Source organism: Micromonospora sp. SCSIO 07396 (assembly GCF_053667945.1).
Window position 1 is genome coordinate 2,009,337 of the sequence record NZ_CM132210.1, and the last position, 15,555, is coordinate 2,024,891.

A 15,555-nucleotide genomic window follows, 5' to 3' on the forward strand; every position below is an offset into this window, starting at 1 on the left:
CGGCTGGAGCCGGCACAGTGAACAACATCGTCCGTCGCGACGGAGGCCCTCTGGAGGGCCGGACTGTCGCGATCCTGATGGAGAGCGATCATGTCGAGTACGAGATCGACTACTACGCGCGTCGGTTCGCCGAGGAGGGCGCCGACGTCGTCTTCCTCACCCGGCTGTGGGGGCAGCCGGCACTGACCTTCACCGGCCACGAGCAGCAGGTGCCGTTTACCGTCGACGGAGACCTCGAACAGGTCGACGACGAACGGCTGCGCGACCTGGACGCGCTGATCGTCCCCGGTGGCATGGTGGCCGACCGGCTGCGCTACGCGGAGCATCCGTCCGGCACGGCGCCGGCGGTCGACCTGATCAGGCGGGCGTTCGCCGAACCGTCGGTGCTCAAAGGCGTCATCTGCCATGGGATGTGGCTGGTGGCCCCGGTCCCGGACGTGGTGCGCGGCCGGGCGGTCACCTGCCACAACAACCTGGTCAGCGATGTGCGCAACATGGGTGCCGTCTACACCGACCAGGATGTGGTCGTTTCCGGTGACCTGGTCACCGGGCGTAGCGCCGAGCACTGCCACCTGTTTGCCCGAACCATCATCGAACTGCTGGTGGCCCGCGGGGCGCGAGGCGGGCGCAGGTGGTGGCGTTCCTCGGTGCCGGCGAACGGGTCCGGCCGTGGCCGCTGACTACCGCCCCGACTTCGTCTTCTCCGATCTGGTCGCCGGCTACCTGGTCCGGCACGACCTGGAATCGCGCCGGTTCGAACTGCGTACCAGCGACGGGCGGCACGTCCCGGGCGTCTACTCCCCCGACATGTACGCCGAGATCATCCGCAATCTCGGTGAACCCGGGATCTGGGTCACCGGGGAGTTGGACCAGTTCCTGCTGCCGGACCGCTACGTGTTCGCGTACGGGATCTTCACCCCTGACGGGGACGGGTACGAGTTCGTCGCCCACCACCTCGTGCTGCCGGGGCGGGCTCCCGACGACTACGTCTTTGAGCGGCCCAACTGGTGGCCCGCCCAGCTCACCGAACTGGCCCGGTTCTACCGGCGGGCACAGTTCGGTGACGCGGCCCTGCCGGACTTCGCCGACTACCGGACCGTCCTGCGGCTCGGCGGCGACAAGAGCGACCACCACGTCCAGGAGACGGACACCCTGTCCCGCCTGATCTACGGCATGGCCAGCGCCTATCTACTCAGCGGCGACGAGGACCTGCTCACCGTCGCCGACGAGGGCACGCGGTACATGCGTGAGCACATGCGGTTCGTCGACCGGGACGAGGACGTCGTCTACTGGTACCACGGCATCGACGTCCGGGACGGAGTCGAGTCGAAGCTGTTCACCTCCGTGTTCGACGACGACCGGGCGGCGATCCCGGCGTACGAGCAGATCTACGCCCTGGTGGGTATGACCCAGACGTACCGGATAACCGGGGACCTGCAGATACTCGCCGACATCGAGGCGACGGTGCGGCTGTTCGAGAAGTACTTCCGCGATCCGCAGCACGGTGGCTACTACTCGCACATCGACCCGGTGCACCTCAGCCCGCACCACGCCTCACTCGGGCGTAACCGGTCGCGCAAGAACTGGAACTCGATCGGTGACCACGCGCCTGCCTACCTGATCAATTTGTACCTGGCCACCGGTGACAAGTCGTACGCCGACATGCTGGAGCACACCTTCGACCTGGTCGTCACGCACTTTCCGGAGCCCGGCAACCCGTTCGTGCAGGAGCGGTTCCACCAGGACTGGCGCACCGACCGGTCCTGGGGCTGGCAGCAGAACCGGGCGGTGGTGGGACACAACCTGAAGATCGCCTGGAACATGCTCCGGATGAACGCGATTCGGCCGAAGGACAGCTACCGGCAGCTCGCCGAACGGATCGGCCGCCTGATGCCCGCGCTGGCCGCCGACACCCAGCGCGGCGGCTGGTACGACGTGCTCGAACGGGACGCGACGTCCACCAGCCGCCACCGGCACACCTGGCACGACCGCAAGGCGTGGTGGCAGCAGGAACAGGCGGTGCTGGCCTACCTGATCCTGACCGGCAACGGCGGTGACGCCGAGTTCCACCGGTACGCCCGGGAGTCAGCCGCCTTCTACAACGCCTTCTTCCTGGACCACGATGAGGGTGGTATCTACTTCAACGTCCTGGCCGACGGCATGCCCTACCTGCTGGGCACGGAGCGGCTCAAGGGCAGCCACTCGATGAGCATGTACCACGCGGCCGAACTGTGCTACCTGGCCACCGTCTACCAGCGGCTGCTGATCCATCGCCAGCCCCTGGACCTCTACTTCCGTCCGGTTCCCGGTGGCTTCCCCGGGCGGGTGCTCCGGGTGGCGCCGGACGCCCTCCCGCCGGGCCGGGTCCGGCTAGAACGGGTGCGCATCGACGACCGCCCGTACCGGAACTTCGACCCGACCACGATGACGGTCAACCTGCCGGACGCGTCGACCCCCCTGTCGGTCCGTGTTCGGCTCACGGCGGTCGACTGACACGGAACACCCGACGACTTGGAGGACGACATGCGCGTCAACAAGACGCTGCACGGTGAAGTGACTGTGGTGTCGCTGACGGGAGACCTGGACAGCATGACCGCCGAGCAGGTACGCAACGAGCTGAGCGACCTCGTGGCACGGTCCGGCCGGGTCCTGCTCGACCTGGGCGGGGTCGCCTACCTGTCCAGCGCCGGCCTGCGGGTCCTGCTACTGGTCCATCAGCAGGCCCGGGAGCGCAACATGCGCCTCGCACTGGCAGACGTCCCGTCGGACATGCGTGCGGTCCTGGAGGCGACCGGGTTCATCGACGCGTTCCTCGTTACCGAGACGGTCGAGGCCGGCGTGCTGGCGCTGCGCCGATGACCACCGCGTGGTCCGCTGCGCCGGACCTCACCGAACTGCGCATCCGTGCCGGCGAGCCCCTCCCGTACGGGGCGACCCGGGTGGCGAACGGGATCAACTTCTCGGTCCACTCCCGGGACGCCACAGCCGTGACTCTGGTGCTGTTCCGGCGCGGCGCGGCGACACCCTTCGCGGAGCTGTCGATTCCGGACCGCTTCCGGGTCGGCGACGTCTACGCGATGACCGTCGGTGGCCTCGACCCGGCCAACCTCGAGTACGGGTACCGGGTCGACGGCCCGTACGACCCGGCGAGGGGACACCGCTTCGACCCCAATCGGATACTGACCGACCCGTACGCACGAGTGTTGGGCGGTTCGGAGGAATGGGGTCGCCCTCACGGGCCGGGTGACCCCTACCCGTACCGGGCGCGGGTGGCTGTCGACGACTTCGACTGGGGTGACGACCGTCCGCCGCGGTTACCGCTGCGGGACCTGGTCGTCTACGAGGTCCACGTGCGGGGCTTCACCCGCCACCCGTCCTCCGGGGTGCTTAGTCCCGGCACGTTCGCGGGGCTCGTCGAGAAGATCCCGTACCTGCGTGCGCTCGGCGTCAACTGCGTCGAGCTCATGCCGGCCTTCGAGTTCGACGAGTGCGCCAACGACCGTGCCAACCCGCTCACCGGCGGACGGCTCTACAACTACTGGGGTTACGACACCGTCGGTTTCTTCGCCCCCAAGGCCTCCTACGCCGCCTCCGCCCGGGCGGACGGGCAGGTGGCGGAGTTCAAAGCCCTGGTCAAGGCGATGCACCGGGCCGGTATCGAGGTGCTCCTGGACGTCGTTTTCAACCACACCGCCGAGGGCGACGAGCGTGGTCCGGCGATCTCCTTCCGGGGCCTGGACAACCGGCTCTGGTATCTGCTCGGTCCGGACGGTTCCTACCGCAACTTCAGCGGCACCGGCAACACCCTCAACAGCAACGATCCGGTCGTCCGTGGCTTCGTGCTGGACTGCCTGCGGTACTGGGTGACCACCTTCCACGTCGATGGCTTCCGGTTTGACCTGGCGTCCACCCTGACACGGGGCGTGGACGGCGCGCCGATGGGCAACCCGCCGCTGATCGAGGCGATCTCCGCCGACCCGGTTCTGCGCGACTGCAAACTCATCGCCGAGGCGTGGGACGCCGGCGGCCTCTACCAGGTGGGGAGTTTCCCACACCACCACCGGTGGGCGGAGTGGAACGGGCCGTACCGGGACGCGGTACGGCGGTTCCTGCGGGGCGATCCCGGTTCCGCCGGTGAGGTCGCGACCCGCCTGATCGGTTCACCGGACCTCTATCCCGGTCGCGGTCCGCTCGTCTCGGTCAACTTCGTCAGCTCGCACGACGGTCTGACGCTGCACGACCTGTTCGCCTACGACGGCAAGCACAACGCCGCCAACGGCGAGGACGGCCGCGACGGCGGGCACGAGGACTTCTCCTGGAACTGCGGTCACGAGGGACCGACCGACGATCCCGAGATCCGCGCGCTGCGGGGCCGGCAGGCACGCAACGCGCTGCTGCTTCTCTTTGCCAGCCATGGGATACCGATGATCACCGCCGGCGACGAACTGGGACGCACCCAACGTGGCAACAACAATGCCTACTGCCACGACGGCGAGCTGTCCTGGCTGGACTGGGACCTGGTCGAGGAGAACGCGGACCTGGTCGCGTTCACCCGCGAGGTGATCGCACTGCGGCGCGCACACCCGGCGCTGCGGTCCCCTCACCACCTCTCCGGGGCTGACGCCGGTAAACCCGGGAAGCCGCCGGGGCTGAGCTGGCACGGCGAGCAACCGTGGACACCCCAGTGGCACCTTCCACTGGTCGCCGTCATGATCCGGGCCGAGGACCCGGACGGAGGCCCCGACGACGTCGTCTACCTGGCTGCCAACGCGCACTGGGAACCGGCCCGGCTGCGGCTGCCCGAGCCGCCATCGCGGCACCGGTGGGCACTGGCCGCCGACACGGCCGTGTCGCGACCCGCCGCCGTCCGTGCCCCGGGGCACGAGACGCCGCTGACCGAAGCGGTCATTGACGTCGCACCCCGATCGGTCGTCCTGCTGACCGCCATACCTGAGGAGAGCGAGGAACAGTGAGCCTGCGGACCCAGGTCACCGTCGAGGACGGGACCGTGCGGATGCTCCTGAGTGGTGACGCCGACTCGGCTGCGGCACCGGTGCTCAACCGTGCCCTCGGTCGGCTCCTCGAAACGCCGGTGCGCCGGCTGGAGCTGGACCTCACCGGGCTGACGTTCCTGTCGTCGGCTGCCCTGCGCTGCCTGGTGAACGCCCACCAGGCGCTGGGCCGGGGGGTGCCGATCGTGGTGGTCGGCGCCGCCGGGGAGGTGGCCGAGACGATGCGGATCACCGGGTTCGCGGCCGGCGTCACCATGCTGCCGGTAGGGGAGGGCTGATGTCGCACGGCCGGCTGCGGTTGGTGCCGGTTCGCCCCCCGTCACCGGAGGTGGCGCGGTTCGTTTCCGACCTCGCCGCCCGAACCGGTCTGACCCCGCACACGGCCTACCGGCTGCGGCTCGCCACCGACGAGCTGACCACCAATGTCTTCAGACACGGCTACCGGGATCAGCCCGGACCGATAGAATTGCTGGCCGGCGTCAGTGGTGACCTGGCCTGGTTGACCATCTCCGACGAAGCCCCGCCTTTCGATCCCCGCATCGCCTGGGCACAGGCGGACCGGCATCGGGACGACGACCTGGTCACCCGGAGACCCGGGGGCTGCGGGCTGCTGCTGGTGCGCTGGAGCCTCTACCGGCTCGACCACGAATACACCGAGGGCTGTAACTACAATACGCTCTGGGTGTGGCGGAACGGCGAGGGCGTCGTGGATGCGACGGGGGAGTGACGTGGCACGACGTACGGCGATGGTGGTCAGCGCGACCACCATCGCCACGATGAACGCCACCGATCTGCGCCACGCCCTCACCGGGGGCGGTGTGGACGCCGTGCAGGTCACCCCGGACGAGCTGATCGAGCGCGTCGACGAACTGGCCGGCGTCGACGCGGTGTTCGTCTCGTCGTCCCTCGGCCTCCAGCACGTCGCACTGCTCAGCCACCGGCTGGGCAGTGGCCGGCGGTGCGCCGTGCTAGTCTTTCCCGAGGGCGACCTGTCCGCGCTGGAGGCGTGTGTCCGGGCCGGATTCGACTACGTCACCCCGCCCTTCCTGCCCGCCCTGCTGGACAATCGGCTGGCGTCGGCAGGGGAGCGGGGGCGGCTCGTGACCGTTGCGGAGGAGATGGCGGCGCAAGCGGTGCTGCGTCGGTATGAGCGGGATCTTCGGGGCGCGGCGGAGATCCAGGCCGGCTTCCTGCCCGACACGAGGGTGGCGCCGTCCGGCTGGGGGTCCGAAGTGTGGTTCCGGCCGGCGCGGGAGGTCAGCGGCGACTTCTACGACTACTTCGACCTGGCGGGTGGGCACCGGTGGGGGTTCCTGGTGGCCGACGTCTGCGACAAGGGTCTGAGCGCGGCCATGTTCATGGCACTGATCCGGGGGCTACTGCGCCACAGCGCCACCTGCGCCGGCGCCACCACCGCATTGGAGACGGCGGACGCCCCGACGCCACCGGCCGGAAGGGTCGGCGGATTGGCCGTCGGCGCGGGCCCGCTGGTCCATTCGGTCGAGGCGACCAACGCGTACCTGTTGCGGACCCACCGGCAGCAGGGCTACTTCGTGACGCTGTTCTTCGGCGTGCTCGACCCGGTATCCGGTGCGCTCCTGTTCGTCAACGCCGGGCACAACGCCCCGGTGCTCCTGCGGGCCAGCGGTGAACACACCCTGCTCGCGGCCACAGGCCCGGCGGTGGGCATGGTGACGGACCGGGGCTTCGCTCTCGGTACGGCGATGCTGGCACCCGGGGACACCCTGTTCGTCTATACCGACGGTGTCGTCGACGCCCGTTCACGCAAAGGTGAGCCGTTCGGCTTCTCCCGGCTGCTGGACGCGTTGCGTGACGGCGCGGGGTCGCCCCGCACCGCGCTCGGGGTCGTGCAGGACCGGCTGGACGTCCACGTCCAAGACTCCGAGCAGTTCGACGACATCACCATGCTCGCGCTGCGCCACGGGACATGACAGCCCGCAGCGCCGCGCGACCCGGGTCCGCCCACCCACCCGGTCCCGCGGCCGGGCCGCACTCATCCGATGAGTTCGCGCACCAGCTCGGTGAGGCTGACCGGTTGCAGGAGGCGGCCGACCGGCAGCTCCAGACCCAGCTCCCGCTGTAGTTGGGCGCGCAGCCGGGCGGCGAGCAGCGAGTCCATCCCGAGCAGGGGTAGGGGCGTGTGGCGGTCCAGCTCGCCCGGTGTGGTCTGGAGGAGGCCGGCGACCGCCTCCACCACCTGCTCCGTCCGGTCCGCCGACCTCGGGGCGGCCGCCGGGTAGCGCACGACAGGTTCGGCCGGCGGAAACGTCCCGGGCTCGCGGCCCAGGCGGACTCCGCGCAGCTCCACCACGGCCAGGCCGTCCCGGTCGAGCACGAGGACGTCCGCGATGGCGGAGTTGCCCGACTCCGACAGCCCCCGCAGGCACGCGTGGACCCAGACGGCGGCCTCCGGTTCGCCGCCGACACGCAGTTCCCGGACTGCCGTCCACGCGGCCGTGGAGAGACCGCTGCCGTCCGGGATGGTGGCCTGCACGGCCCGCGTCGTCGCGTGCAACAGCTGTGGCAGCGTCAGGCGGTCCACCTGCTCCAACACGCCGGCCACCTCGCCGTCGCGTCGCCACATGCCCGCGAAGCCCGCACCCCCCCGGTCGGGCACCGGTTCGGTGCACCATCGCCGGACCATGGCCAGCGCGGCACCCGTCTCCCGGCTCCGGGAGCTCCAACGGGCCCGCCCGTCGGCGGTGACGGCCCAGGTCGCCAGCCCACCCGACCGGTCGCGGCACAGCCGCACCGAGAACCGCCACTCCGGATTCCCCGGGTGGACGACGGTCCGGACGGCGTACGTGCCGGCTCCGGCCAGCGGGGTCAGGACAATGTCCTCCAGCACGGTGAGGCTGCCGTCGCGAGCGAGTCTGGCCAGGGCGGTGAGCGCAGCCGACAGGCTGACCCCCAGGTCGGGGACGACTCCGTCGGGCACCGTGCTGTCCAGGGTGTATACGTCGGCTTCGGGCACCGTCGGGTCGGTGACGGCCGGGGCAGGCCGGGCGGGAAGAGCGGCCGGGGCGTCGGGGGCGGCCGGCCGTGCCCAGTACCGTCGGTTCTGCCACGGGTAGGGCGGCAGCCGGACGAACCGCCCGGCGGGCTGCACCGACGCCCAGTCGGGATCGCAACCATGCACGTATGCGGCCGCCAGCGCTCGCCGTAGCGTCACGTCCTCCGACTCGTCGCGCACGAGGGAACCCACTGCCACGGCGTCCGCGTCAAGGTCGTGCACCAGGTCTTCGATCGACCCGGTCAGCAGCGGATGTGGGCTCACCTCGATGAAGACCACCGGGCCCGGGTCGGCCAACGCGGCGGTGACGGCCGAGGCGAACTGTACCTGCTCCCGCAGGTTCGCCATCCAGTACGACGCGTCGAGCAGGTCGTCGTCGAGTAGCCGGTCCCGGACGGTCGACCACATCCGGACCTGTGGTGGCCGGGGCCGCAGCTCGGCGAGAGCCTCACCCAGCGGACCGGCGACGGCGTCGACCTGGGGACAGTGCGAGGCGTAACGGACCTGGACGGGCCGGGTGAACACCCCCCGGTCCCGCAGCGGCTCGACGACCCGGGCGACCGCGTCGGTGTCACCGGCCAGGACCGTGGACCGGAAGCTGTTGACCACGCCCACGCTGACCCGGCCGGCCAGCTCGCCGATCGCCTCCCACGCCTCCTTTTCGCCCAACTGCACCGCGACCATGGCACCGGTGCCGGCCGTGCGGGCCGCGAGAGCGCTGCGCCGACAGATGACGGCCGCACCGTCGGCCAGGCTCAGCGCGCCGGACACGCACGCGGCGGCCACCTCGCCCATGCTGTGTCCGATGACCAGGTCAGGCTGGAGGCCCCAGTGTCGCCAGCGGGCTGCCAGCGACACCTGCATCCCCCATAGCGCGGGTTGTATCACGTCTTCGGTCTCCCAGGGCCCGCCGCTGTTCAGCCGGTCGATCAGCGACCAGCCGGTCTCCCGCCGGATCGCCTCGTCGCACTCGGTCATCCGGGCGTGGAACACCTCGTCGGTCCGGAGTAGACCGACCGCCATGCCGGCCCACTGGGACCCCTGACCGGAGAAGACGAACACGACCCGGGGTGGCACGTCGGCCCGCCTGAGGCCGGGGGCCGACGGCCCGGGGCGGTCTTCGGACGCGGCGTCCCGCAGGGCGGCGACGAGGTCGTCGGGACCGGTGCCGACCACGGCCAGGCGTCGGGCGTGGTGGCTGCGGCGTACCCCGGCGCTGTACAGCAGGTCGGCCAGTTCGCCGGGTGAGTTCTCGATCCGGGCGGCGACGGCGACGGCCAGTTGCCGCAGGGCGTGCGGGGCGCGAGCGGACAGCGGCAGCACGACGGCATCGTCCACCACGGCCTCGTGCGGGGCCGCCACGTCCGTTGGGGCCTCTCCAAGGACGAGGTGCACGTTGGTGGCGGAGAGACCGAACGAGCTGACTCCGGCCACCGCCGGGTGACCTGTCACCGGCCACCGCTGCTGGGTGAGCGCGAGGGCGAGGGGGGAGCCGGCAGAGGTGACGACCGGGTGGGGGTCGCGCACTCCCAGGGTCGCCGGTATGACCCGGTGCCTGATCGCCAGGGCGGCCTTGACCAGGCCGGCCAGCCCGGCAGCGACCTCGATGTGCCCAATGTTCGACTTCACCGAGCCGACCAGGCAGGGCCGTTCGGCCGGGCGACCGGGCCCGAGGACCTCGCGCAGCGCGGTCAGCTCGACCTGGTCGCCGCGCGGCGTGCCGGCACCGTGCGCCTCGACATAGTCCACCTGCGAGGGCGCGACACCCGCGTCGGCGTACGCGGCGCGCAGCATCTCGGCCTGACCCTCCGCACCGGGCGCGATGAGGGTTCCGCTGCTGCGCCCGTTGTTGTTGGCTGCGCCGCCGAGAATCGTGGCGTAGACCTGGTCACCGTCGGCCAGGGCCGTATCCGCCCGCTTGAGCACCACGGTCACCACGCCCTCGCTGCGGGTGTAGCCATTGGCACCGGCGTCGCCGAAACGCAGCTGCCCGTCGGGGGTGAGGATGCCGGCCTCGGACAACCCGAGGTAGAGATCGGGCGCGAGGAGCAGGTTCGCCCCCGAGACGATGGCGGTGTCGGTGGTTCCGCTCCACAGGTCGCGGCAGGCGAGGTGCACGGCCAGCAGGGCGCTCGAGCAGGTGGCCTCCAGGCCCATGCTCGGGCCCCGAAGGTCGAGCAGGTGGGAGATGCGGCCGGCGGGGAGCCCCCAGGAACCGGTCCCCACCGCGGCGTGCATGTCGAAGAACCCGGCCTCGCGGACGGTGTCCCAGTAGTCGGCGGCGATGCAGGCGGTGTAGACGCCGGTGTTGCTGCCGGCGAGACCGGACAGGGTGAGGCCGGCGTCCTCGACCGCCTCCCAGACCGTGTGCAGCATGAGGCGGTGCTGCGGGTCCAGCCGGGTCGCCTCGTACGCCGAGAGCCCGAAGAAGCCCGCGTCGAACTGGTCGACCCCGGGCAGGAAGCCGCCGATGCGGGTGGCGATCCGCCCCGGCCGTCCCGGTCGCGGGTCGAACCATTGCTCGATGTCGAACCTCTCGGGTGGGATGGGGCCGACGGCGTCCCCGCCAGTGCTCAACAGGTCCCACAACTGCTGGTGGTTGGCGGCACCGGGCAACCGCAGCGCGATGCCGACAATCGCCACCGGGGAGCGTCGTGCGTCCGTCGCGTCGTCCATCCGTCCTCCTGAGGGCGTGGCCGACTGCACGGCGGTGGGCAGTCAAGGGCGAAGGTGGCAGCGGCACCACCGAGAGCCACCCTGCTTTCCTCGAATCGAATGGTCAATCGCTACTTGACGTAATGCTCCGGGTTGTCGCACAGCACACGCCGCGCCACTTCGGTGGGTGCCGCCGTCGTGCCGGGATCGATGTGCATGATCAGGGAGAAGAACGAGTCGGCCATCCGTAGCACGACGAGTTCGGTGGTGAGTGATTCGCCGGTGGGCAGCCGGAGATGCCGGGGGCGGATCTGCTGGCCCCGCACGTCGTGCTCGGGCCACCAGGTGCAGAACTCCGGGCTGACCGCCTGCATCGCGGTGATCAGTTCACGGAAGCGCTGGTCCCAGGGGCGGGTCGCGGAGGCCGCCCGGAAGCGGCCGACGACGTCCCGGGTGTCCTCCTCCCACTTCACCAACCGCGACCGTGCCTCGGGGGCGGTGAGGAGCCACCACAACATGTTGCGGCGTCCGGGGGGAAGGGTTTCGAAATCGGTGTACCACCGCGTCGTCGCGGCGTTCCACGCCACCATGTCGCCGTACACGTCGGCGGCGTACACGGGCAGGTCCACCTGGCCGATCAGGGCGACGGCCTGGCGCATCATCTCCTTGTCCAGGTCCCGTGGCTGGGTGGGCGTGCTCTGCACCTGTTCGCCAACGGCGAGCAGGTGCAGGTAACGTCGTTCGTCCTCGCTCAGTTGCAGCACGCGGGCTAGGCTGTCCAGCACCTCCGGCGACGGTCGGATGTCGCGTCCCTGCTCCAGGTAGGTGTACCAGGTGGGACTCAGACCTGCGAGCATCGCGATCTCCTCGCGGCGCAGTCCCGGGGTACGCCGGCGGGGCCCCACGGGCAGACCCACGTGCGCAGGCATGATGCGCTCCCGCCGGCTGCGCAGGAACATCGCGAGGTCGGACCTGGTGTGATTGGTCATCAACAGAGATAGCCCCGCTCTCTTCTGTGGTCGACCGGAAGAGGGTCCACATTCTTACTAGTTCACCATGAGTGTTGGCTTGCTGTCAGTGAGTGTCCACAAAGGCCAGCTCAGCGACGGAGGCGGAGCGGATGAGCGCCGACAGCGACACGGCGGCGTCCCAACCGCTGCCGTTCTGGGCGGCGTGGAAGCTGGCCGCCGCGGCAGTAGCCTCGTTGACCCTGCCGGCCAGCAACAGGGCGTCGATCAGCGCGCTGGTCAGCAGTGGGGACAGCCATGGCAGCTCCTCGTGTAGCTGTCTGGCGCCAATGATCGCGCGGCGCAGGTGCGGCACCGCCTGCCGGGGCCGCCCGGCGTTCAGCTCCCGGGTCGCGGCAGCCGCCCGGGCGAACACCATCGCCTCCGGGTCGCCGGCTGGGTCGGCTGCCAGCGGCGTCGCACCGACCGGGTCGTCCCGGCCGGTCACGCTCAGGATCCAGGCACGTACCGCGGCGAGTCTGGACTCGGGCACCGACGCCCGGGCGGTCGGGCTGCCCAGCAGTTCCACCGCCGCATCGATCCGTCCGGTGCCGAAGGCCAACAGCAGGGCCCGGGTGAGGACGGTGCGGGCCTCGACGGTGCCGTCGCGCCGATGTGCCGGGGTGTCGAGGAGCTGCAGGCCCTGCTCGGCTCTGCCGGTCAGGAGCAGACTCATGGCGAGCACCGGCGCAACGTCCTCCGTGGGGCCGAGAGCCGTCATCAGCGTGCACAGGTCGTGCAGCGGTTCCAGGGACAGTTGCCGCCACGCCTGCTCCAGCGCCTCCCGGAGGCGACGCCGGCCAGCCTCGTCGACCCGGAGCGGACCCGGGAGCCCGGCTGGTAACCGCCGCCATCCATCCTGCTCCACGAGGCGCTCGGCCAGCCGGTTGGAGAGCACGAGGTCGGTCAGGTGGCGCGGGTTGCCGCTGGTCGCCGCGTGCAGCGCGGTCACCGTTCCGTCTCGGACCTGCCCGCCCACCAACTCGTTGAGCAGCACCCAGGTCTGAGCCTTGTCGAGCGGCGCGAGCGTCAGGAAGGTCGCACCGGACTCGTACCTCAGGCAGTCGAGCGGATCGGGCTTGACCACCAGGCCGGTCGGCCTGGTGAGCAGCAGCGCGGCACCGGTCCTTCGGTGCAGGTCATGCAGTGCCTGCACGACCGAATGGCCGATCCGGTGCGCGTCGTCGAGGACCACCAGAAGCCGTCGGCTGTCGGCCGGGTCCGGGAGCTCCGCCACTACGGTTGCCGTCGCGGGGAGATGTTCCACCGGGCCGGCGCCGGCCGACGTGCCGGCGGCATCGAGGAACACGATCCGGTGTACCCGTCCGTCGACGACGGCCAGCAACTGCGCCAACAGGTTCGTTCGGCCGACCCCGGGTTCGCCCGAAACGATCAGGGGTCCTGGTCGGGGTGTCGACAACCACGCGCCGACTGCGTCGAGGCATTCCGTGCGAGGGACCGATCGAGCGGACACGCTAACCCCCATAGTTGCTGCTGCAAGGCGCTGACGGCCCCATGCCGGAGCCGTTCGTTCCAATATTCTGTCGGCAGATTGCCCGTGCCCAACCTTTAGTTGACATAGTCAGCTTGAACTGAGTCCGGACTCGTGCAAATCACTACTGATCATGCACTGAGAGTGACGTCCGTGCCGCGCTTGCCGTGATCGCAGGTCGAGCTCGGTGACAATCCGTGCATGACTCGATGTGGTGAGAACTGGTACTGATAGTGCTGCCATCCCCGATTTCTGGATGCCGGCATAAGAATGTAATACCAATTCTATAGGCATTGGCGACAGTCGCGGGGGAAGCGTGTATCTCAGAACCGGAAATGACCGTGCGCCGTGCTGCCGACCAGGGGTGCGTAGGTGGATGTTGCAGGCGCGGCGGCCTCCGTCCCGTGGTCCGGAGTCGGACGCGGTAGTGCCTTCCCTGGCGGTGGAGCCTGACCGGCGGCGTCCGCGAAGGTGCACGGTGGGCGACCCGACGGTGCCGGCGTGGCCGGTCCGCCACCGGTGGCGCTGTGGACGCCGTCGGCCGGGCCGGTCGTGGCGGTCGGCCGTCTCCCGCCCCTCGTGGTCCATTCGGGGGGCGGGATGTCGGATTCGTGGACGGGGTGGCGGTCTGTCGTCGTCGCCCACCGTTCCGGGTGTCCTGGCGCGGCCACCAGGCGGGCGTGGGTCGGGGTCGGGACCGGTGCGCGAACCCCCTGCGGCTGGGGATCGGAGGTTGCTCTCCGTAGTTTACCTACCGGTTACTTTTCTGATCGCCTTGTTTACCTAGAGTGTGTGTCCGATGCCTGTCGGTCAGCTCGTGTGGTGTTGGAGTGGCGTGCTACCCGCCGCGACCCCGGAATTCATCTGTTCCGCTCCGTCGATGGCAGAGAAATGCCTCACCGCGTTTGATGTCCCCCGGCAGTGCCCGATGCCCTCCGAATCAGCCCCGAAGCCGGTGGTGCGGGCTGCCACGAATCGTTGTCCCACCAGACACCGAGGGGTGGTGAGAACCACGTTCGTCAGAAAGAAGAAATGCTTCTGAACTGGTGGAACGCGTTCAACGAGACTGAAATGACGGGAGCTCAGCAATGGCGTACGGCCTACCGAATCCGACCGTTCGACTCGAAGACACGAGCCGGCTCTCCCGGTTCTGTCAGAACATGCTGACCAGCCTCTCGCGCTCGGACCAGCGGCGATGGGGCGAGGTCTACGTCCGGGGGCTGCTGACGGTCCCGGGCCGCAAGTCCGTCCGTGGGATATCCGAGGTCATCGTCGGTGGCGGCGCCGACCAGGGCATCCAACAGTTCGTCAACCAGAGTCCGTGGGAGTGGGCGCCGGTGCGGCGCGAACTTTCGACCTTCGTCCACAGCAGATACCGCCCGACCGCCTGGGTGTTCGAGGAGGTGGTGCTCCCGAAGAACGGTGCGAACTCGGTCGGGGTGGCCCGCCAGTACGCGCCGACCGTCGGCAGGGTGATGAACTGCCAACTCGGGCTGAGCGCGTTCCTGGTCGGTGAGGGTCCGAGCGACATCGTGCCGGTCAACTGGCGGCTGCACCTGCCACCGGAATGGGACGCGGACGCCGGGCGGCGGACGCGGGCGCACATCCCGTCTACCGAGCGGCACCGGTCACGGTGGCAGTCGTTGCTCGACATGGTCTGCGAGATGACGATGAACTGGGAGTTAGCCCCGGTGCCGATCGTGCTCGACGCGCACCACGACACCCAGGTCGAGCCGCTGCTCAAAGCGTTCGACGAGCGCGGACTGCGATACGTCGTCCGGGTGGCGGCCGGTACTCCGGTCGGCACGGAGGCCGGTGGCGCGCTGACCGCCGGGGAGTTCGCCGCGTCCCTGGCCCGTAACGGCAACGGCAGCACCTCGCTGAACTGGCGTGACGACAACAGCGGACTGCTCGCCACCTCCCGCCTCGTGATGCAGGTGCTCCCCCGGCCCGTGGGGGGTGACCTCGGATTCTGGTGGAACCGGCCACGGCATCTGCTCGCCGAGTGGTCAGCCGGTCGGCACCGGCCGACCGGTATCTGGTTGACGAACCTCAGATCGCCGCGCATTCCGCAACTGGTCGACCTGATCCGTACCCAGCCGAGGGCCCGCGCCGAGATGGCCCGGCTGCGCGACGAGTTCGGACTGGCCCACTTCGAGGGACGGTCGTTTCGGGGCTGGCACCACCACACCACCCTGGTGTCGCTGGCCCACGCGTACGCCAAGACGAACCGGCCGGACGAGGTGTTCACCATCGGTCGGTTGCCGCAGTGCGTGTCCAAGGCGTCCGGCGGTGCCACGCACCGGTGCCGGGTCTGACCAGACCCGGACCACGGTGTCGCCACGGACGGGGTTG

11 protein-coding genes are annotated in these 15,555 nt (G+C 69.9%); 8 read left to right on the forward strand and 3 right to left on the reverse strand.

What is annotated here, in order from left to right:
• Window positions 1-17 precede the first annotated feature (17 nt).
• Genes ACWCHM_RS08600 through ACWCHM_RS08630 form a run of 7 tightly spaced genes read left to right on the forward strand, consistent with a single transcriptional unit; the run spans window position 18 to window position 6,964 of the window.
• Window positions 18-680, forward strand: coding sequence for a DJ-1/PfpI family protein (locus ACWCHM_RS08600; RefSeq protein WP_454221988.1), 663 nt, complete (start codon window positions 18-20; stop codon window positions 678-680).
• Complete coding sequence (locus ACWCHM_RS08605) at window positions 670-2,493, forward strand: AGE family epimerase/isomerase (RefSeq protein ID WP_454221989.1); 1,824 nt, start codon at window positions 670-672, stop codon at window positions 2,491-2,493. Before ACWCHM_RS08600 ends, ACWCHM_RS08605 begins: the two co-directional genes overlap by 11 nt.
• 30 nt (window positions 2,494-2,523) lie before the next feature.
• Window positions 2,524-2,859 (forward strand): STAS domain-containing protein, encoded by a 336-nt coding sequence (locus ACWCHM_RS08610; RefSeq protein ID WP_454221990.1) that lies wholly within the window; start codon window positions 2,524-2,526, stop codon window positions 2,857-2,859.
• Window positions 2,856-4,973, forward strand: coding sequence for a glycogen debranching protein GlgX (glgX, locus tag ACWCHM_RS08615; RefSeq protein ID WP_454221991.1), 2,118 nt, complete (start codon window positions 2,856-2,858; stop codon window positions 4,971-4,973). Before ACWCHM_RS08610 ends, glgX begins: the two co-directional genes overlap by 4 nt.
• Window positions 4,970-5,290, forward strand: coding sequence for an STAS domain-containing protein (locus ACWCHM_RS08620; protein ID WP_454221993.1), 321 nt, complete (start codon window positions 4,970-4,972; stop codon window positions 5,288-5,290). The genes glgX and ACWCHM_RS08620 overlap by 4 nt, the downstream gene beginning before the upstream one ends.
• Window positions 5,290-5,739, forward strand: coding sequence for an ATP-binding protein (locus ACWCHM_RS08625; RefSeq protein WP_454221994.1), 450 nt, complete (start codon window positions 5,290-5,292; stop codon window positions 5,737-5,739). Before ACWCHM_RS08620 ends, ACWCHM_RS08625 begins: the two co-directional genes overlap by 1 nt.
• Window position 5,740: 1 nt before the next feature.
• Window positions 5,741-6,964: a PP2C family protein-serine/threonine phosphatase gene (locus tag ACWCHM_RS08630; RefSeq protein ID WP_454221995.1), complete on the forward strand. Its 1,224-nt coding sequence runs from the start codon at window positions 5,741-5,743 to the stop codon at window positions 6,962-6,964.
• A gap of 62 nt (window positions 6,965-7,026) precedes the next feature.
• On the opposite strand, the gene ACWCHM_RS08635 is transcribed toward ACWCHM_RS08630, so the two are convergent.
• The 3 genes from ACWCHM_RS08635 to ACWCHM_RS08645 all read right to left on the reverse strand — a co-directional run bounded on the left by ACWCHM_RS08635 (window position 7,027) and on the right by ACWCHM_RS08645 (window position 13,062).
• Window positions 7,027-10,722: a type I polyketide synthase gene (locus ACWCHM_RS08635; RefSeq protein ID WP_454221996.1), complete on the reverse strand. Its 3,696-nt coding sequence runs from the start codon at window positions 10,720-10,722 to the stop codon at window positions 7,027-7,029.
• 110 nt (window positions 10,723-10,832) lie between these two features.
• The gene (locus tag ACWCHM_RS08640; protein WP_454221997.1) at window positions 10,833-11,690 is read right to left on the reverse strand and encodes a helix-turn-helix transcriptional regulator; all 858 of its coding nucleotides are present in this window, start codon (window positions 11,688-11,690) and stop codon (window positions 10,833-10,835) included.
• 85 nt (window positions 11,691-11,775) lie between these two features.
• Window positions 11,776-13,062 (reverse strand): hypothetical protein, encoded by a 1,287-nt coding sequence (locus ACWCHM_RS08645; RefSeq protein WP_454221998.1) that lies wholly within the window; start codon window positions 13,060-13,062, stop codon window positions 11,776-11,778.
• Between the two features lie 1,226 nt (window positions 13,063-14,288).
• Here ACWCHM_RS08645 and ACWCHM_RS08650 point away from each other — a divergent pair.
• Window positions 14,289-15,518, forward strand: coding sequence for an IS701 family transposase (locus ACWCHM_RS08650; RefSeq protein WP_454221999.1), 1,230 nt, complete (start codon window positions 14,289-14,291; stop codon window positions 15,516-15,518).
• Window positions 15,519-15,555 lie beyond the last annotated feature (37 nt).